General features: G+C 63.6%; 15 protein-coding genes. 9 read left to right on the forward strand and 6 right to left on the reverse strand.

The window, feature by feature from the left end; translation table 11 throughout:
* Nucleotides 1–167: 167 nt before the first annotated feature.
* The 7 genes from ACIQUI_RS00770 to ACIQUI_RS00800 all read left to right on the forward strand — a co-directional run bounded on the left by ACIQUI_RS00770 (nt 168) and on the right by ACIQUI_RS00800 (nt 12,487).
* Complete coding sequence (locus ACIQUI_RS00770; RefSeq protein WP_403194195.1) at nt 168–1,544, forward strand: L-serine ammonia-lyase; 1,377 nt, start codon at nt 168–170, stop codon at nt 1,542–1,544.
* Nucleotides 1,545–2,063: 519 nt separating this feature from the next.
* Nucleotides 2,064–3,170: a GlxA family transcriptional regulator gene (locus ACIQUI_RS00775; RefSeq protein ID WP_403194197.1), complete on the forward strand. Its 1,107-nt coding sequence runs from the start codon at nt 2,064–2,066 to the stop codon at nt 3,168–3,170.
* A 182-nt stretch (nt 3,171–3,352) separates the two neighbouring features.
* The gene (locus tag ACIQUI_RS00780) at nt 3,353–3,853 is read left to right on the forward strand and encodes a sigma-70 family RNA polymerase sigma factor (RefSeq protein ID WP_403194199.1); all 501 of its coding nucleotides are present in this window, start codon (nt 3,353–3,355) and stop codon (nt 3,851–3,853) included.
* Nucleotides 3,854–3,941: 88 nt separating this feature from the next.
* On the forward strand, nt 3,942–4,904 hold the full coding sequence (locus ACIQUI_RS00785; RefSeq protein ID WP_403194201.1) for a FecR family protein: 963 nt from the start codon (nt 3,942–3,944) through the stop codon (nt 4,902–4,904).
* Nucleotides 4,905–5,248: 344 nt separating this feature from the next.
* A complete protein-coding gene (locus ACIQUI_RS00790; protein WP_403194203.1) occupies nt 5,249–8,014 on the forward strand; it encodes a TonB-dependent receptor plug domain-containing protein in 2,766 nt (921 codons plus the stop codon).
* A gap of 25 nt (nt 8,015–8,039) precedes the next feature.
* Nucleotides 8,040–10,823 (forward strand): insulinase family protein, encoded by a 2,784-nt coding sequence (locus ACIQUI_RS00795; RefSeq protein ID WP_403194205.1) that lies wholly within the window; start codon nt 8,040–8,042, stop codon nt 10,821–10,823.
* A complete protein-coding gene (locus ACIQUI_RS00800; RefSeq protein WP_403194206.1) occupies nt 10,820–12,487 on the forward strand; it encodes an ABC transporter ATP-binding protein/permease in 1,668 nt (555 codons plus the stop codon). Before ACIQUI_RS00795 ends, ACIQUI_RS00800 begins: the two co-directional genes overlap by 4 nt.
* Before the next feature lie 116 nt (nt 12,488–12,603).
* Here ACIQUI_RS00800 and ACIQUI_RS00805 read toward each other — a convergent pair whose 3' ends face one another.
* From ACIQUI_RS00805 to choX, 5 genes are all read right to left on the reverse strand, one after another.
* Nucleotides 12,604–12,861 (reverse strand): hypothetical protein, encoded by a 258-nt coding sequence (locus ACIQUI_RS00805; RefSeq protein WP_159412923.1) that lies wholly within the window; start codon nt 12,859–12,861, stop codon nt 12,604–12,606.
* Nucleotides 12,862–13,115: 254 nt separating this feature from the next.
* Nucleotides 13,116–13,589 carry a thioesterase family protein gene (locus ACIQUI_RS00810; protein ID WP_403194208.1) on the reverse strand — a complete coding sequence of 158 codons (474 nt, stop codon included), beginning with the start codon at nt 13,587–13,589 and terminating at the stop codon, nt 13,116–13,118.
* A 10-nt stretch (nt 13,590–13,599) separates the two neighbouring features.
* The gene (locus ACIQUI_RS00815) at nt 13,600–14,565 is read right to left on the reverse strand and encodes an L-carnitine dehydrogenase (RefSeq protein ID WP_403194210.1); all 966 of its coding nucleotides are present in this window, start codon (nt 14,563–14,565) and stop codon (nt 13,600–13,602) included.
* A 166-nt stretch (nt 14,566–14,731) separates the two neighbouring features.
* Nucleotides 14,732–15,616: a 3-keto-5-aminohexanoate cleavage protein gene (locus tag ACIQUI_RS00820; RefSeq protein WP_403194212.1), complete on the reverse strand. Its 885-nt coding sequence runs from the start codon at nt 15,614–15,616 to the stop codon at nt 14,732–14,734.
* 122 nt (nt 15,617–15,738) lie between these two features.
* Nucleotides 15,739–16,683: a choline ABC transporter substrate-binding protein gene (gene choX, locus ACIQUI_RS00825; RefSeq protein ID WP_403194214.1), complete on the reverse strand. Its 945-nt coding sequence runs from the start codon at nt 16,681–16,683 to the stop codon at nt 15,739–15,741.
* A 147-nt stretch (nt 16,684–16,830) separates the two neighbouring features.
* Between choX and ACIQUI_RS00830 the strand changes: the two genes are divergently transcribed.
* Nucleotides 16,831–17,775, forward strand: a complete 945-nt coding sequence (locus ACIQUI_RS00830) for a GlxA family transcriptional regulator (protein ID WP_403194216.1) — start codon at nt 16,831–16,833, stop codon at nt 17,773–17,775.
* A gap of 127 nt (nt 17,776–17,902) precedes the next feature.
* Here the strand turns inward: ACIQUI_RS00830 and ACIQUI_RS00835 are convergent, their stop codons facing one another.
* The gene (locus tag ACIQUI_RS00835) at nt 17,903–18,304 is read right to left on the reverse strand and encodes a lysozyme inhibitor LprI family protein (protein WP_403194218.1); all 402 of its coding nucleotides are present in this window, start codon (nt 18,302–18,304) and stop codon (nt 17,903–17,905) included.
* A gap of 284 nt (nt 18,305–18,588) precedes the next feature.
* Here ACIQUI_RS00835 and ACIQUI_RS00840 point away from each other — a divergent pair, with 284 nt between their 5' ends.
* Nucleotides 18,589–19,566 (forward strand): dipeptidase, encoded by a 978-nt coding sequence (locus ACIQUI_RS00840; RefSeq protein ID WP_016497618.1) that lies wholly within the window; start codon nt 18,589–18,591, stop codon nt 19,564–19,566.
* The last annotated feature ends 15 nt before the right edge of the window (nt 19,567–19,581 follow it).

Here is a 19,581-nt window from a genome sequence, read left to right on the forward strand (position 1 = left end):
AAAACCGTGCGGCGCTGCTGGACAAAAGTACGTCGGTTGCAGACGGCGAGGGTGCCGGTAAAAGCCCGATGATGCTGGCATTCAAGGCGGCCCGCTGTTTGAGCCTAGCAGCTGCCCCGCCGTGCGCATGGCGCGCACAGACAAGCCCAGCAAGAGGTGAATCGACAATGGCCATCAGCGTGTTCGACCTGTTCAAGATCGGTGTCGGGCCCTCCAGCTCCCACACCGTCGGCCCCATGCGTGCTGGCGCCCTGTTCGTTCAGGGCCTGCGCGAACGCGGCGAGCTGGAGCGTGTTAAACGGGTCGAAGTGCGCCTGTACGGCTCGCTGTCGGCCACCGGCATTGGCCACGGCACCGACAACGCCACCATCATGGGGTTGATGGGCGAATGGCCGGACGCCATCGACCCTACCCAGATCGTGCCGCGCATCGCCGACCTGCGGGAAACCAACACCCTGCAACTGGACAAGCGCCTGCCCATCGAATTCGTCTGGGCTCGCGACATGCTGCTGCTGGACGAGAACCTGCCTTACCACCCCAATGCCATGACCCTGATTGCCGAAGGCGAGCAGGGCGAGCTGCACCGCGACACCTACTACTCGGTGGGCGGCGGCTTTGTGGTCGATGCCGCGCAGGCCGCCAGCGGCGTGCTGGATGCCGACCAGACGGTGCTGCCGTACGACTTCAACAGCGCCGCCGAGTTGCTGCGCCTGTGCAAGCAAAACGACCTCAGCGTGTCGCAATTGATGATGGCCAACGAGAAGGTCTGGCGCAGCGAGGAAGAGATCTACGCTGGCCTGCACAAGCTCTGGGACGCCATGCAGGAATGCGTCAACAACGGCCTCAAGTACGAAGGCACGTTACCTGGCGGGCTGAACGTGCGCCGTCGCGCCGCCAAGCTGCACCGCAGCCTGCAGGAAATCGGCAAGCCCAATGTGATTGGCTCGACCATGAGCGCCATGGAGTGGGTCAACCTGTTCGCCCTGGCGGTCAACGAAGAAAACGCCGCTGGCGGGCGCATGGTCACCGCGCCCACCAATGGCGCGGCCGGCATCATCCCGGCGGTGTTGCATTACTACATGCGCTTCAGTGATGAAGTGGACGAGTCCAGCGTGGTTGACTTCTTCCTCGGTGCTGCGGCGGTGGGCATCCTGTGCAAGAAGAACGCGTCGATTTCCGGGGCCGAAGTGGGCTGCCAGGGTGAGGTTGGCTCGGCCTGTGCCATGGCCGCGGCCGGCCTTGCCGAAGTGCTGGGTGCAACGCCGGCACAGGTGGAGAACGCCGCTGAAATTGCCCTGGAGCACAACCTTGGCCTGACCTGCGACCCGGTCGGCGGGCTGGTGCAGGTACCGTGCATCGAGCGCAATGCGATTGCCGCGGTAAAAGCCATCAACGCGGTGCAAATGGCCCTGCGTGGTGACGGCGAGCATTTCATCTCCCTCGACCAGGTGATCCGCACCATGCGCGACACCGGCGCCGACATGCACGACAAGTACAAAGAGACCTCGCGCGGTGGCCTGGCGGTCAGCGCCATTGAATGCTGATAGCTTGATCTGACCTCAAGGGCCTCTTCGCGGGCTTGCCCGCTCCCACAGGTACTGCATTGCTCTCAAGGGCAGTGCTGCACCTGTGGGAGCGGGCAAGCCCGCGAACGCGAAGAGGCCCTTGAGTTTGAAGCAGGTGCAATTGAACAACGGGTGCCCTGTTGTGGTGCGCCTGGGCGCCTACCGATCGTCGGGTGTCGTTATCAGTGCCTGTATTGTCGGTGACACTCAAGAGTGTCGTTTCTGGGCAACCTACACTGCGCGTGTCACCAAATTGCTCAGCCGTTACACGCGCGGCGCCTAGCACGCCCGTTTGCGTACACCAGGCCAACTCGATCAAAGCACCTGATTTGCCTCAAGAAGGCGTCGTTTTCAGGTTTTTTTGGATAGCCGTTCAATTTCAGGCACGGCGTTTGCGTTGAGATTGGCAACCGAGCCCCAGCACACGAAACCGGGGCCATAACAAGAAATCAGTGCTCGCCTGAGGCACACCCTGCATTTGTGTGAGGAGAAATCGCGATGACGTCGTACACCTCCGGGAACCCAACCCAGAACCGCACAGCACCCCAGTCCATCGGGTTTCTTCTATTGGACAATTTCACCCTGATTTCCCTGGCATCGGCCGTCGAGCCGCTGCGCATGGCCAACCAGCTGTCCGGCCGCGAGCTGTATCGCTGGCACACGCTGACCGTCGATGGCGGCCAGGTGTGGGCCAGTGATGGTTTGCAGATTACCCCGGACGCCGCCATCACCAACGCACCGCCCATTGATACCGTGATTGTCTGCGGGGGTGTCGGCATTCAGCGTTCGGTCACCCGTGAGCACGTTACCTGGCTGCAATCGCAGGCCCGGCAGTCGCGCCGGCTGGGTGCGGTGTGTACCGGCAGCTGGGCGCTGGCCTGTGCCGGCCTGCTCGATGGTTTTGATTGCAGCGTGCACTGGGAATGCCTGGCCGCGATGCAGGAGGCCTTTCCGCGGGTGAACATGAGCACCCGCCTGTTCACCCTCGACCGCAACCGCTTCACCAGCTCCGGTGGCACTGCGCCGCTGGACATGATGCTGCACCTGATCAGCCGCGACCACGGCCGTGAGCTGTCGGCGGCGATCTCCGAGATGTTCGTCTACGAGCGCATCCGCAACGAGCAGGATCATCAGCGCGTGCCGCTCAAGCACATGCTCGGCACCAACCAGCCGAAGCTGCAGGAAATTGTCGCGCTGATGGAGGCCAACCTCGAAGAGCCGATCGATCTGGACGAACTGGCGGTGTACGTGTCGGTGTCGCGTCGCCAGCTTGAGCGGCTGTTCCAGAAGTACCTGCACTGCTCGCCCTCGCGCTATTACCTGAAGCTGCGCCTGATCCGTGCCCGGCAGTTGCTCAAGCAAACGCCGATGTCGATCATCGAAGTGGCTTCGGTGTGCGGCTTTGTGTCCACGCCGCACTTCTCCAAGTGCTACCGCGAGTACTTCGGCATTCCGCCGCGTGATGAGCGTGTGGGTTCCAATACTGCGCAGCAGGTGGCAATGATGCCGATCCCGCAGGCTATGACCCTGTCGCCGCACAGCGGACCGATGGCGGCTTTGAGCCAGGCGCGCAACGAGTCGACCTTTGCCAGTGTAAGGCTCTGATACTGCGTCGCCTGCTTCGCGGGCACGCCCGCTCCCACAGGTAAGGTGCAAGCCTCGAGACTTGTGAGGTCCCTGTGGGAGCGGGCGTGCCCGCGAAAAGGCCAACACAAATACACCTGTTGATAATGATTCTCGACTACAGGTAACATCGCCGCCCCCGATACCCTCTGGCATACCACCCCGTGGCGGACGACAAACTCCAGCTCTACCTGGCCCACCGGGCGGCATTGCTCGACTATGCCGCGCCGATCGTAGGCTGCCGCGCCCGCGCCGAGGATGTGGTGCAAGAAGCCTGGCTGCGCTTCAGCCGCCAGCAGGACGATGCCGACATCCGCCACCCGGCCAGCTACCTGTATCGCATCGTGCGCAACCTGGCACTCGATCACACTCGCCGCACCGCCACCGAGAAAGTCCAACCCGGTGGTGACGAGATACTCGTCGAACTGCCTTCGGCCAGCGCATCCCCCGAACAGGTGGTTACCCAGCAGAACGAGCTGGCTGCCATCAGCCGCGCCCTTGAGGCACTGCCGCAACGCACCCGCGTAGCATTCGAGATGCATCGCCTGGGCGGCCATACCCTGCAAGAAGTCGCCTGCCACCTGAATGTCTCCGTCAGCCTGGTGCACCAGCTGGTGCGCGATGCCTTGAGCCACTGCATGGCGTGCCTGGAGGATGACCTGTGAAAAAACGCCAGGCTGGTGCGTCTTTTGCCGAACGGGGTAACTCTGTGCGACCCTGCGCGCCCTTCAGCCCTCAGGAGACTTGCCCGACATGACGTCAGCAGCCCCCACCTCCAGCCGCCGCGAGCAGGCCCTGGACTGGCTCCTGCGCCTGCAGCAGTCGCCTGATGACCCTCAGCTGCGGGGGGCGTTCGAGCAATGGTGCGCCAGCGACACGGCCAATGCCCAGGCTTACCAGAAGGCCGAGCGTGTCTGGCAGCTTACCGGCCAACTGGCGCCGACCACCACCGAACTGTGGCCCAAGGCCGAAGTGCTGCCGCTGCCGATCAAGCGCCGACCAGGCCGGCGTTGGTGGCTGGGTGCGGCCGTTGCAGCTTGCTTGCTGGTGGCCGTCGCGCCTTCCTTGAGCCTGCGTTTGCAGGCCGACTACCGCACTGCTCAGGGCGAAACCCGTGACATCACCCTGGCCGATGGCAGCGTGGTGCAGATGGACAGCGATACCGCCATTGCCGTGGACTACAGCGGTGATCATCGGGATGTGAAGCTGCTGGCTGGCCAGGCGTTTTTCGAGGTGATGCCCGACAAGGCCAAGCCGTTCCATGTGCGTGCCGATGACGTGAAGGTCACGGTCACCGGCACCGCGTTCAACGTCGAGTTGCGCCCGGGCAGGGTAGGGGTGGATGTGCAGCATGGTTCGGTACGGGTCGAGGACACTGCCGCTGCGCAGTTGCTGGCCAATGCACTGACGGCTGGGCAGCGCCTGCGGTATGCCGATGGGCAGGTGCAGCTGCGCGCCTTTGTGCCGTCGCAGGCTGCAGCCTGGCGGCAAGGGCAGTTGATTGCTGATGACCAGACGGTGGCCGAGGTGGTGCAGGCGCTGGCGCGATACGTGCCGGGCGAGGTGCTGCTGCGGGACGATGCCCTGGGGGCCAAGCGGGTGACCGGGGTGTACGACCTGCGTAAGCCCGAGGCTGCGTTACGCGCAGTTGTCCGGCCCCATGGTGGCCAGGTGCGCAGCTATGGGCCTTGGCTGTTGGTCCTCGATAAACCTTGAAATCCCCGGGGCCGCGGTGCGGCCCATCGCCGGCAAGCCAGGCTCCCACAGGTACTGCACAGGGCTTGAGGTCAATGCAGCTCGGTGTGGGAGCCGGCTTGCCGGCGATGGGCTGTGCAGCAGCCCCAAATCCCGACCCCAAAAATAATTTCAGAAATTTCTGAAAATTCCCCGCACTGCCCCGTCTTCTCCCCCGCGCGCAACAACTGATAGCGATTCGTATTCAATTTTGCTTGCCCGGCGAGTGTCCGGGGCGGGGATGTGGGATGACTCAAACAACAAGCCGGAAGCCGCGTAGTGCGCGGGGTTGGTCGTTGCGCCTGAAAAATGTGGCAGGGGCAAGTGTGCTCGGCCTTTGCAGTGCCTGGGTGACCATGCCGACACAGGCCGAAGAGGTGGCCAAGCCGAATGCCGAACTGGCACAGGTCCACGTTTTTGACATTCCGGCACAGAAACTGGCCATTGCCCTGATCAACTTCGGCCAGCAAAGCGGCTTGCAGGTCAGCGTCGACCCGGACCTGCTCGATGGCCTGCAATCCACCGCCATCAGTGGCCAGCTGAGCAGCGAGGCGGCACTGGCGCAGCTGCTGCTGGGTACCGGCATCACCTGGGACTACGAGTACGGCGCGCTGATGTTCCGCCTGCTGCAGGCCGACGGCGGCACGCTTGAACTGCACAACACCCTGGTACTGGGCGACACCGAAGAAAACAGCTTCATGGGCACCACGGTGATCGACCGCAAGGCGATCCAGGCCTTCCCTGGCGCCAATGGCGACATCACCACGCTGCTGCAGATGCACCCCAACGTGCAGTTCAGCACGGATCAGAAGAGCTCCAACACCCCCGGTGAGATCGACCCCGCCGACATCAGCATCAACGGCGCCAAGTTCTACCAGAACAACTTCATGATCGATGGCATCTCGATCAACAACGACCTCGACCCTGGTGCGCACGGCTACAACGAAACGCGTCAGTTCGACTCGGCGCCCAGCCGCTCGCACGGCATTGCCCTGGACGCCGACCTGCTGGAAGAAGTGCGGGTCTACGACAGCAACGTGCCGGTGGAGTACGGCGGTTTCAACGGCGGCGTGGTCGATGCCGTCACCCGCAGGCCTAGCCAGGACCTGCATGGCAAGATCTCCTATGCCATGAGCCGCTCGGAATGGACGCGTTACCACATCACCCGGGAGAACAAGGAAACCTTCGAGACCTCGTCCAACGAGAAGAACCAGCCCGAGTTCAAGAAGACCACCCTGCGCGGCACCCTCGAAGGCCATTTCAATGAAGACTTCGGCGCCCTGTTCAACTTCTCGCAGAAGCGCTCGTACCTGCCTCTGCGTGCCTACAAGGATGGTTACAACAGCCCCAACAATGACAACGAAGAAGAGCAGACCCGCGCGCTCGACAACTTTCTGCTGAAGACCTACTGGACGGTCAACGACCGGCTCACCCTGGATACCTCGATCGTCTACGCCCCGCAGGAAAACACCTACTTCCGCGAAGATTACAAAGACTCGCACTACACCAACATCAATGGCGGCTGGCAGGGTTCGTTCAAGGCCACCTACGTGGGCGACAGCGCCACCTGGACGCAGCAGCTGGCGGTGACCAACCTCAATACCTCGCGCGACTCCGACCGCGACGACAACATCATGTGGTACTGGTCCGACGACAAAAACTGGGGAAACCCCGAATCCAACAGTTCGCGCAGCATCGAAGGTGCTTACGGCAGCCTTTACCAGACCCAGCGCGGCGTGGACTACAAACTCAAGGCCGACTGGCAGACCTTTGCCTTTGCGGGTGGCACACACAGCGTGACCACAGGCCTGGAGCTGGGCTACCAGCGTGCTACCTGGGAGCGTGAAGATGACGCGCTGTCGGTAATCACCTTCAAGCGCGACAGCGGCACTTCCTGCTCGGGTGGCGATCCATGGTGTTCGGTCAGCCCCTTGCTCAACGGCAGCAGCCGCCAGTGGGGCAGCGTGTACATGGGCTACGGTGCAGGCAAGGTCGACCTTGACCAGAAGAAATACGCGCTGTTCGTGCAGGACGTGATGGGCTACGGCAACCTCACCCTGCGCCCCGGCCTGCGCTTCGAGGGCGATGACTACATGGAGAAGAAGTCCCTGGCCCCGCGCTTCTCCGGTGATTACGACTTCTTCGGCGACCGCAGTACCGTGCTGGTGTTCGGCGCCAACCGTTACTACGGGCGTAACCTGTTCAAGTATCGCCTGGCCGACGGCCGCCAGGCGTTTACCTCACGCTATACCCGGGCCAGCCAGGACGGCGAGTGGGTGCTGGCGTCGCAGAACAAGAACATGAGCAAGTTCTCGACCATGGACATTCCCTACGACGACGAATGGATGGTCGGCCTCAACCAGCGCTGGTTCGATACCGACTTCCAGCTCAAGTACGTCAACCGCAAAGGCCATGACCAGATCTACCGCACACGCCCCTATTACTACCTGGGTGCGGATGAGGTTCCCGATGGCTACAGCAAGGACTACTACGCGTACCTGAATGCCGGCACCAGCGAGAGCGAAAACGTCAGCCTCACCGTTACCCCGATGCAGCCGCTGCGCTTCAAGGGCACCAGCACCAGCGTCCAGCTTGCACTGGACTGGTCCAGGTCCAAGGACGCTTATGGGTCCACCTACGAGGCAGGCCTGGACGGTGACGAACTGGCAGGCGCCGACGTAGTGCTGGACGGTAAACGCATCCCTTCCCACGAGTTGCCGGCCAGTGACTACAACCGGCCATGGACGGCGCGGCTGATGACCATTACCAACATCCCGCAGTGGAACCTCACGGTCAGCAATTTCTTCCGCTACCGCGGCGCATACGACCAAGTGGTCGGCGTCGATCCGGACGTCGAGGTAGACGGCGAGATCCTCAGCGCCTACGAGACGGTCGCCACACCGGCGGCCCCGACCTGGGACATGCGCCTGGCATGGGACATACCCACCGGCAAGGACCAGGCGTTCTTCGTCAACGTTGACGTCACCAACGTCACCGACAAGGTCAACAAGATCGCCAGCCGCGAGTCGGTCAGCCTGATCAGCTACGAAGTCGGCCGCCAGTACTGGCTGGAAGTCGGCTACCGCTTCTAACACCATAATAATCGTGGATACCCTGATGAAAAAGCTCATCGCGGGCCTGCTCGGCCCGCTGTTGCTCGGCGCCTGCGCCACGTTGCCCGAGGCAGACGCGCCGCTACCCTGGGATGCCCAGGTGGTGCAGGGCCAACTGGCCAACGGCCTGGCCTACCGGCTGGTGCGGGACACCTCGCAGCCTGGCCGGCTCGACCTGCGCCTGACGGTAAAAGCCGGCTCGGTGGACGAAGCCGACGACCAGGTCGGCGTGGCGCACATGGTTGAGCACCTGGCGTTTCACAGCCGCGCTGGCGGCCAGCAGAAGCTGCGTGAACGCATGACCGGGTTCGGCTGGGTGCAGGGCCGGCACTTCAACGCCGTGACCAACTACGAACGTACCCAGTACCTGATCGGCCCACCTGCGGGAGTACGCCAGGCGCCACAAGCGTTGCAGGCCCTGGCCGACCTGGCCTTCGCCCGCGACTACAACGCCCAGGACCTGGAGCGCGAGCGGCCGATCGTGATTGAAGAATGGCGCGGTGGCCTGGGCGTGGCGCAGCGCATGAACGAGCAGCGCACCGCTTCGCAGCGGGTGGGTTCGCGCTACCCCGAGCACCGCACCATTGGCAACGAGGCGGCGATCCGTTCCGCCAGCCTGGCGAACCTGCAAGCCTTCCAGAACCGCTGGTACCTGCCGAACAACATGGTGCTGTCGGCGGTGGGCGATTTCGACCCGCAGGCGATGCGCGCGCAGATCGAACAGGCTTTTGCTTCGGCCAAGGCCGGCAAGCTGGCCAGTCGCGAGCAGCGCGAGCTGCCGCTGGACGACAAGCTGAAGGTATTCCGCCTGCAGGACACCCAGTCGGGCAGCAACCAGGTGGCGATGCTGTTCCGCTCCCACGAGCCGGACAGCCGCGGCACCACCCGCAAGGCCCTGCGCGAGCGGCTGATCGACCGCATGACGCTGGCCGCCATGCTCGACAGCCTGCGCCGTCAGCCCCGCGAGCCGGGCGTACGCAGCCTGGTCGTGCAGAAGACCTTGATCGGTGAGCACTCCGCCGTGCTGGGGATTGCAGCCGGTGTCGACGGCCAGGCCCATGCCCAGGCGTTGCAACAGTTGCTGACCGAGATCGAGCGCCTGCGCCAGCACGGTTTCAGCGAGGCCGACTGGCAGCGCGAGCGGGATCACATTCGCAAGCTGGGCGCCAGGACCGTGGCCAACCAGTCACCGCGTACCTTCGAGCAATGGGTCGAGCAGCTTAACAATGCCGCCGTGCAAGGCAATGCGGTGACCGAGCGCCAGGCCACGGCCGAGCGCTATCTCGAAGTGCTGGGCAGCATCGGCCGGGCTGACCTGGATGCCCGCCTGCGGCGCTGGCTGGCCAGCCCGGACCGGGTGTTGCAAGTCAGCGCGGCGGGTGCCTCCGAGGTGGCGCTGCCAAGCGTCGCACAGGTCGAGGCACAGCAGGCCGAGCTGGCCAGCCGGGCGCTCGGTGCACCCGTCCAGCAGGCACCGGTGGTAGCCGTGCGGGCCAAGGTGGTCATGCCTGCGCTGGCTCCGGCGGCTGATATCGTCGAGCGCAAAGCCTTCCCTGAGCAGCAGGTCGAACACTGGCAGCTGAGTAACGGTGATCGCCTGGTCTGGCTCAAACACAATGGCCCGGAGGGCAAGTGGCTGTTGCAGGCGGAATCGCCTGCCGGCTACCAGCAGGACGGCGTACCGGCCTGGCGCCTGCAAATGGCAGCACAGTTGGCCCTGCGCAGCCCTTCACCTGGCATGGACCCGGAAGCGTTGGCCGAATGGCGCCAGCAACAGCGCTCGACGCTTGCCCTGGATCATCAGCCGCAACGCCTGCAGATCAACCTGGGTGCTGCGCCCGAGCAGTTCCAGTTCCTGCTGCAGAGTTACCGGATGAGCCAGATGGTCAGTGTCGACCCGGCCGTGTTCGACGAGGCCCGCGCCGAGCTGCTGCAACGGCTGCGCAGCCGCCCCGACGATCTACGCGGGCGCCAGGACCGTGCGCAGCGCACACTGAAATACGGTGTCGATTACTGGCAGTCGCCGGATGTCGCCAGCCTTGAGGGGCTTACGGTTGACCAGCTCAGCGCCGACTGGCAGCGTCTGGCCAGCGCCCCCGTGACCTATTACGTGATGGCAGACATCGCTCCGGAACGGCTCGAGCCCCTGGTGCGCAGCGTGCTGGCGACCATCCCTCGCCGTCAGACAGCAACCGGCAAGCTGGCACTGCAGCAGCCTGGCCAGCGCCGGCAGGACCTGGCCATCGCCCTGGAGCCACGTGCAGTGCTGCAAGCCAGCAGCTTCCAGCCTCAAGCCTGGAGCCCGGAAGCGGCGGCGCGGGTCTCGCTGCTGCGGGATCTGGCCAACCAGCAGCTCAAGGCCCAACTGCGTGGCGAAGCCTCCGGCGTGTATCGCCTGCGTTTCGACAGCGAATTGAACGCCGACACCCAGCGCATCGAAAGCAGCCTCAGCTTCAGCTGCGACCCGGCACGTGTCGACGAGCTGTGGGCCATGGCCCAGAAGACCCTGGCCAACCTGCAGCCCGATGCCCAGTGGCTGGTCAGCGAGCGGGCCGAATTCCTGCGCCAGGAAAGCAAGCGCCGCGAAGACCCGCAAACCCAGTTCAAGCGCCTGATCCTCAGTGACCGCCGCTGGCACGACCCGCGTTACCTGCAGACCCAGGCGCAACTGCCTGAAGCGCTGACCCTACCTGAAATGCAGCAGCAGGCCCGGCAGCTGTTCCCCCGCGCCAACCAGGTCCAGCTGCGCCTGTTGCCCTCGGCGGCGGCACTGGAGCAGGCGCTGTGAAAACCCTGCGCACCTTCTACCGCCTCAGCCGCCCGTTCTGGCACGACCGCCAGCAGTGGCCGGCCTGGCTGATGCTGGCGGCGGTGATCGGCCTGGGCCTGCTGGTGGTGCAGATCAATGTGCTGATCAACAGCTGGAGCAAGACCTTCTACGACACCCTGGCAGCGTTCGACGCGTCCGGCCTGTATGGCCTGGTCGGCGAGTATGCGCTGTATCTGGGCAGCTACGTGCTGATCGTCGTGGCCATGGACTACATCCGTAAAGGGCTTGAGCTGCGTTGGCGGCGGGCAATGACCGGGCGCCTGACCGACGCCTGGCTGGCCGACCAGGCCTTCTACCGCCTGGGGCTGACCGGCGAGCCGGACAACCCCGACCAGCGCATTGCCCAGGACATCGACCTGATGGTTGGCCTGAGCATCGAGCTGGTGGCGTCCCTGGTGATCAACCTGGCGCAGGTTGGCGCGTTCATGGTGATCCTGTGGAACTTGTCGGGGGTGCAAACCTTCACCCTGTTCGGCGAGACCTTCACGATTCATGGCTATCTGGTGTGGATCGTGCTGGCCTACACCCTGGCCGGCAGCTTGCTGACGCACCTGATCGGTAAGCCGCTGCATGCGTTGAACTACGAGCGCGAACACCGTGAGGCGGATTTTCGCGCCAGCCTGCTGCGCAAGCGCGACCACGCCGAGCAGATTGCCCTGTACCGTGGCGAAGCGGTTGAGCGCGAACACCTGGCCGGGCGCTTCCGCGCCATTGCCGACAACTGGCGGCAACTGATGGGGCGCGAGCGTAACCTCAGCCTGTTCACGGTGTCCTACGAACGCCTGAGCCTGATCATCCCGGTGTTTGTCGCCTTGCCGGCGTTCATGGCCAAGGCGATCACCCTGGGTGGGCTGATGCAGATCCGCAGTGCCTTCAATGCAGTGCATGGCTCGCTCAGCTGGTTCATCAAGCTTTATCACAAACTGGTGCGCTGGAGCGCGGCGTTGCAGCGGCTGGAGCAGTTCGAGCAGGCCATTGCCGCCAGCCGTGAGCAGGCCACGGTTGCTGTGCGAGGTGACTGCCTGTGCACACGTGGGCTCACGCTTTGTCGGCCAGATGGCAGTGCGCTGCTGCGTGACCTGGACCTGCGCGTAGGGCAGGGGCAGTGGTTGCGCCTGGGTGGGCGCAGCGGCCTGGGCAAGTCGACCTTGCTGCGCACCTTGCAGGGGTTGTGGCCCTACTGCCTGGGCAACTGGCAACTGCCACCAGGGCGCAGCTTGCTGTTGCCGCAGAAACCTTACATGCCGCACTTGAGTCTGCGGGCGTTGCTGGCTTATCCACAGGTGCAGCCGGTCGACGACGTGTTGCTGGTGGATGTACTGGGCAAGGTGGGGTTGATCGGGTTGATCGGGCAGCTGGACAAGCAGGCGGAGTGGGAGCGTGTGCTTTCTGGCGGAGAGCAGCAACGGTTGAGCATGGCGCGGGCGTTGCTGTACAGGCCGGATACCTTGTACCTGGATGAGGCGACCAGCCAGCTGGATCTGGGCAGTGCGCTGGGGTTACTGGAGATGCTCAGGCGGGAAATGCCGGGCTGTACGGTGGTGGGGGTGACTCACCAAGAGGGCTTGGCCGAGCTGTTCGATCGGACCTTCGAGCTGGAGAAACGGGTAGAGCCTGCATAAGCCAGTGCCGGCCCCTTCGCGGGCACGCCCGCTCCCACAGGTACTGCGCTGCCTTCAAGGCCAGTGAAAAATCTGTGGGAGCGGGCGTGCCCGCGAAGGGGCCGGAACAGGAAAAGTCAGGCGCGTCGGCTGAACTGGGCCAGCGCTGGCAACAGTTGCTTGTCGATCGCCTGGCGCACGGCCGGCAAAATGGTCGCGCTACCGGTATACATCTGCTCGACCATCCCCTTCAGCGCCCGCGCATTAGGCTCGGTCAGCCCCCGCACCACCGCTTCGCACGCCTGCTCGGCACTGGCCCCGGCCGGAATATCAAACCCGCGTGCGCGCAAGTGGCCGGCGAGGTCGTCCTGGTCAATCAAATCCGCATGCATCATGGCTGTTGTCCCTTTTATCGCTAAGAGAGTGCTGCTGTGATTTACGACCGATTCTGTGACGCCTGCGACATACCCGCAACAACAGAATGGTGACATGGCTGCTTTGGCTAAGAACAGGTCGTTTACGGCTAAATCCACCCCGCGGGAACTGCGCACACTCAAGCCATCTACAGCGACCGAGGGTTTGGTCACCCTCACTCATGCACAGTGGATGTTGCTCGCGCTTGGCCCCGGATGCTCACGGCTTTCCGGGGTTATTTTTTTGCAAGGCCGATCACCCGGCCCACATGAACGGGCGCTTGAAGTTGACGCTGTTCGTCCACTAGTTCCTGTAGTAACCCAGTGCTGTTCTCGCTGAACGGCGCCGACGTCGGCCCCGCCAAATCTACATGCAACAGCATCTGCTCACTGGCCGCCAGCGCCTCATCGAAACCGGCCCGGTGCAGGCTGTGATAGACATGCAGGCGCTTGCGATCGAAGCCGATGATCTGTGTCTGCACCCACACCTCGCTGCCCAGTTTCACCTCGTGCAGGTAATTGATGTGCGCCTCCAGGGTGAACAACGAATTGCCACTTTGCCCACGGCTGTCGGCGTCCAGGCCGATGCGCTCCATCAGCGCATCGGTGGCGTAGCTGAAGATCAGCAGGTAGAAGGCATCGCGCAGGTGCCCGTTGTAGTCGACCCAGTCCTCCTGGACTGGGGTGCGGTAGGTGATCAGTGCGGGCATCGCGGTCTCCTCAGTCGCCGAAAGCCATGCCATGGCGGGTCTTGCTGGTTTTCACCGCTTCCAGCACCGCCAGCAGGGTGTCATCACGATAGCGCTCCAGCGCGGCGATGCTGCGCTCACCCAACTGCTCGGAAGTACCTTCGACCACGTCGTCGATCAACTTGTCGGTCAGCTCCGGTGCGGGCAGGTAGGTCCAGGGCAGTTTCAAGGCCGGGCCGAACTGCGACATGAAGTGGCGCATGCCCGCGTCGCCACCGGCCAGGGTGTAGGTGAGGAAGGTGCCCATGAACGACCAGCGCAGGCCGGCGCCGAAGCGGATCGCGTCGTCGATTTCACCGGTTGTCGCCACACCGTCGTTTACCAGGTGCAACGCCTCGCGCCAGAGCGCTTCGAGCAGGCGGTCGGCGATGAAACCGGGCACTTCCTTGCGTACATGCAGCGGGCGCATGCCAAGCGCGGTATAGATGGATTTTGCCGCCTCGATGGCTTCGGGTGCGGTACGGTTGCCGCCGACGATCTCGACCAATGGCAACAGGTACACCGGGTTGAACGGGTGGCCCACCACGCAGCGCTCTGGGTGCGTGGCAGACTCGTAGAACTCGCTGGGCAGCAGGCCGGAAGTGCTGGAGCCGATGATGGCTTCGGGCTTGGCCGCGGCGCTGATTTTTGCGTGCAGGTCGAGCTTCAGGTCCAGCCGCTCTGGCGCGCTTTCCTGGATGAAATCGGCGTCGCGTACGCACTCCTCGATGGTGGCGACGAACTTCAGGCGGTCTTGCGAGGCACCTGGCGCGAGGCCTTGTTTCTCCAGTGCTGGCCAGGCATTGGCAATGCGCTTGCGCAGTGCCTGTTCGCTACCAGGGGCCGGGTCCCAGGCGATCACGTCCAGGCCGTGGGCCAGGGCGCGGGCAACCCAGCCGCTGCCGATTACGCCGCTACCCAGGGCGGCGAAGGTCTTGATCTTGGTGATGAAGGGCATATCGAGTCCTCAGACTAAATTGAATTCTTCGGGCAAGCGCCAGGCCCTGTGGGAGCGGGCGAGCCCGCGAACATCGGCAAAGCCGATGCCATCCACCGCGTCGCCTGCTTCGCGGGCATGCCCGCTCCCACAGAGGGGACTGGCGCAGCTGCAATCGTTGATGGCTTCAGCGGCGCTTGAGGTTCATTTTTTCCCGGCCCTCGGCCGGGGTCAGTACACGGGCACCCAGGCGCGAGATGATCTCCACCGCGCGCTCGACCAGTTGGCCATTGCTGGCCAGCACGCCACGGTCCAGGTACAGGTTGTCTTCCAGGCCCACCCGCACGTTGCCGCCCAGCAGCACGGCCTGTGCGGCCATCGGCATCTGCATGCGGCCGATGCCGAAACCTGCCCAGGTCACGTTGGCCGGCAGGTTGTCGACCATGGCTTTCATGGTGGTGGTGTCGGCCGGCGCGCCCCATGGGATGCCCAGGCACAGCTGGAACAGCGGGTCGTGCAGCAGGCCTTCCTTCATCATTTGCTTGGCGAACCACAGGTGGCCGGTGTCGAAGATTTCCAGTTCCGCCTTCACGCCCAGTTCGGTGATGCGCTTGGCGCCGGCGCGCAGTTGGGCGGGGGTGGACACATAGATCGAGTTGCCGTCGCCGAAGTTGAGGGTGCCGCAGTCGAGGGTGCAGATTTCCGGTAGCAGGGCTTCGACGTGGGCCAGGCGCTCCAGCGGGCCGATCAGGTCGGTACCCGGGCCGAACTCCAGGGGCGTTTCACCGGGGCCGATTTCCAGGTCGCCACCCATGCCGGCGGTGAGGTTGACGATGATGTCCACATCGGCTTCGCGGATGCGTTCCATCACTTCGCGGTACAGCGCCACATCGCGGCTGAAACGGCCGGTTTGCGGGTCGCGGACGTGGCAGTGGACCACGGTGGCGCCGGCTTTGGCGGCTTCTACGGCGGCTTCGGCGATTTGCTTGGGGGTGACTGGGACAAGGTGGCTTTTCGAGGCGGTGTCGCCGGCACCGGTGAGGGCGCAGGTGATGATAACGTCGTGGTTCATGGTGTGTTCCTTGTGGTGTCTGTGCTGGCCTTTTCGCGGGCATGCCCGCTCCCACAGGATCAACGTGAGCCTGAGTGCAGCGCTGTACCTGTGGGAGCGGGCGCGCCCGCGAAGAGGCCTTGTCAGTTGGCAGTAAGCTTGAGGTTGTCGGCGGCAGGCTTGCCATCGAAGGTGGTCACACCTTCAAGCCAGCGGGCCTTGTCCTCGGGGTGGTCTTGCAGCCACTGGCGGGCCGACTCAAGCGCGTCCTTGTGGTCGAGCAGCGGCTGCATCATGCGGCTCTCGTCCTCGGCGCTGAAGTTCAGGTTGGCCAGCAGGCGGTGGGCGTTGGGGCAGCGGTCGGCGTAGTCCGGCGCGGTCACTGTCCATACCGTTGCGCGGCCTTCGTCAGGGCCGAGCGCATCCTGGCTATCACCCAGGTAGGCCATGTCGATGTTCACGTTCATCGGGTGCGGCGCCCAGCCGAAGAACACCACGGCCTCCTTGCGGCGCACGGCGCGGTCGACGGCGGCGAGCATGCCGGCCTCGCTGGACTCGACCAGCTGGAACTTGCCCAGGTCGAACTGGTTCTTGGTGATCATTGCCTTGATCTGGGTGTTGGCGCCGGAGCCCGGTTCGATGCCATAGATCTTGCCGCCAAGTTCCTTCTCGAACTTGTGGATGTCGGCGAAGGTCTTCAAACCCTTGTCGTAGAGGTATTTCGGCACGGCCAGGGTGGCGCGGGCGTCCTCAAGGCTTGGTTTCTCCAGTACCTTGACCTGGTTGGCGTCGATGAACGGGGTGATGGTCTGGGTCATGATCGGGTTCCAGTAACCCAGGAACATGTCCAGGCGTTTGTCGCGGATGCCGGCGAAGATGATCTGCTGCGAAGCGCTGGTCTGTTTGGTCTGGTAGCCCAGGCCATCGAGCAGCACCTGCGCCATGGCGCTGGTGGCGATGACGTCGGTCCAGTTGACCACGCCCAGGCGGACGTTCTTGCAGGCCGCAGGTTCAGCGGCGTAAAGCGGGGAGGTGGCGATGCTGCTCAGGGCAAGGGTCAACAGGCTGCGGCGGATCAAGCTGTGCATGGTGGCTCTCCATCGGCAGTGCATATTGTTATGGGGTTCCGACCTCTCTGGGCCGTGTGAACACGCTACGCTGCAAACGGGGTGAAAAATCGCACCCTGGCGACCAACACTTGCACGGAGGCGACCACCTTTGCCGTGGAGCATGCAATGCCGCACATCATTCACTTCCTGCTGTTACCCGGCTTCTCGGCCATGGGCTTCATCAGTGCCCTGGAACCGTTGCGGGTGGCCAACCGCTTCAAAGGCCCGTCGTACCGCTGGCAGGTGCTGAGCCTGGATGGCGGCGCGGTGCAGGCCAGCAATGGCATGTCGGTGAACGCCGATGCGGCGTTGGCGGTGGGCGAGCTTGCCGGCATCTTGCTGATCGTGGCCGGCTTCGATCCGCTGGCCTGTTACGGGCCGGCGCTGCAGCAGGTGCTACGCCGCCTGGACCATGACGGGGTGATCCTGGGTGGTATCGATACTGGCGCCGTGGTGCTGGCCGAGGCCGGCCTGCTCGATGGCCACCGCGCCACCGTGCACTGGGAGGCGCTGGAGGCGTTCAAGGAAAACTACCCGAGCCTGCAGGCGACTCAAGAGCTGTTCGAAATCGACCGGCGGCGCATCACCTGTGCGGGTGGCACTGCCTCGATCGACCTGATGCTCGACCTGATTGCACAAGCCCACGGCAGTGAGTTGGCGGTGCAGGTGTCGGAGCAGTTCGTGCTCGGGCGTATTCGCCAGCGACAGGACCACCAGCGCATGCAGATCGCCAGCCGCTATGGCATCAGCAACAAGAAGCTGGTGAAAGTGATTGGTGAAATGGAGCGCAATACCGAACAGCCGCTCAATACACAGGTGCTGGCTGAGGCGGTACAGGTGACCCGGCGGCAGCTGGAGCGGCTGTTCCGCGTGCATCTGGACGACACCCCAAGCGGGTTCTATCTGCGACTGCGGCTGGACAAGGCGCGGCAGTTGTTGCGCCAGACCGACATGAGCGTGCTGGAGGTGGGGGTGGCTTGCGGGTTCGAGTCGGCTTCGTACTTTACCCGGTGTTACCGGGCGCGATATCAGCGTTGCCCGCGGGAGGACAGGTTAGCCAGGGTGGTCTGAGGTCCTCCTGTACTGGCCTCATCGCCGGCAAGCCAGCTCCCACAGGTACCCCACAGTACTCAAGCCCTGTGCAGTACCTGTGGGAGCTGGCTTGCCGGCGATAGGGCCAGTGCAGGAAAGCGAGATCTCACTGCTGACCAATGGACTGCAAATACTCCGACCGGTCATCACTGCGCTGCGCCACGCAGGTATCCCACGCCGCCTGGAACGCCTTGCTCCCCGGCTTCTCGGCATAGGTCTCGACCTTGCAGTCGGCATCACGCAGCTGCGTCCACAGCTTCTCGGCGGCATCCATGCGCCCCACCAGCGCGGTAGCCTGGTCGCCTTCGTCGGCATACTGGTCGCGGATACGCTGGATCAAGTCATCGTAAGCCGCTTTCAGCTCCCGCTCGGCAGTCTGCTTGTTGAACGCAGCGCACGCGTAGGTTTGCTGGTCGGTCTCGACGTTGTCGCAAGGTGTGCTTTCTTCCTCGCCGGCCTGCGCGCCTGATACGACGGCCAGCAGTACCATCCATGCCAATGATTTCATCCGTTTTCTCCTCAACAGGCTGACGAATCGCAGGGATTCTCGCTCAGCCGAAGGCAAGGCGGTAGCTCCCTGACGAAATGTTCATGAAACGGCCAGAAACGTCGTTATCGAGACTGTCTCTCATCGCCACGCCGCATGCCAGAGGGCGTGTTGTCGCGCATTGACGCTTTCGGCAAACCCCCTGTCGTTTTTGCATCGGGGCGTCGCAAGGCACAGGCATATGCTGGCCCCAAAGCGCCGGCAGAAGATTCGGCGCGGCCTAAATCAACAAAGGGGACAGCCTGATGAGCCCAGCCGAACTTCACGCCGACAGCATCGTCATCGACGGCCTGATCATTGCCAAATGGAACCGCGAGCTGTTCGAGGACATGCGCAAAGGCGGGCTGACTGCGGCCAACTGCACGGTGTCGGTGTGGGAAGGCTTCAAGGCCACCGTCGACCAGATCGCCGCCAGCCAGAAGCTGATCCGCGACAACAGCGACCTGGTGATGCCGGTACGTACCACCGCCGACATCCGCAAGGCCAAGGAACTGGGCAAGACCGGCATCCTCTTCGGCTTCCAGAATGCCCATGCGTTCGAAGACCAGATCGCCTACGTGGACGTGTTCAAGCAACTGGGCGTTGGCATCGTGCAGATGTGCTACAACACCCAGAACCTGGTGGGTACCGGTTGCTACGAGCGTGACGGCGGCCTGTCGGGCTTCGGCCGCGAGATCGTCGCCGAGATGAATCGCGTCGGCATCATGTGCGACCTGTCCCACGTCGGCTCCAAAACCTCCGAAGAGGTCATCCTCGAATCGAAAAAACCGGTGTGCTACTCGCACTGCCTGCCCTCGGGCCTGAAAGAGCACCCGCGCAACAAGTCGGATGAAGAACTCAAGTTCATCGCCGATCACGGCGGCTTCGTTGGCGTTACCATGTTCGCGCCGTTCCTGGCCAAGGGCATCGACTCCACCATCGACGACTACGCCGAGGCCATCGAATACACCATGAACATCGTCGGTGAAGACGCCATCGGTATCGGTACCGACTTCACCCAGGGCCACGGCCAGGACTTCTTCGAGTACCTGACCCACGACAAGGGCTACGCCCGTCGCCTGACCAACTTCGGCAAGATCATCAACCCGCTGGGCATCCGCACCGTCGGCGAATTCCCCAACCTCACCGAAACCCTGCTCAAGCGCGGCCATTCCGAGCGCGTGGTACGCAAGATCATGGGCGAGAACTGGGTCAACGTCCTCAAGGACGTCTGGGGCGAGTAAGCCGCTCTCCAAGCC

Origin of the sequence: Pseudomonas sp. NPDC090592 (assembly GCF_044769185.1) — a bacterium.
Classification (GTDB): domain Bacteria; phylum Pseudomonadota; class Gammaproteobacteria; order Pseudomonadales; family Pseudomonadaceae; genus Aquipseudomonas.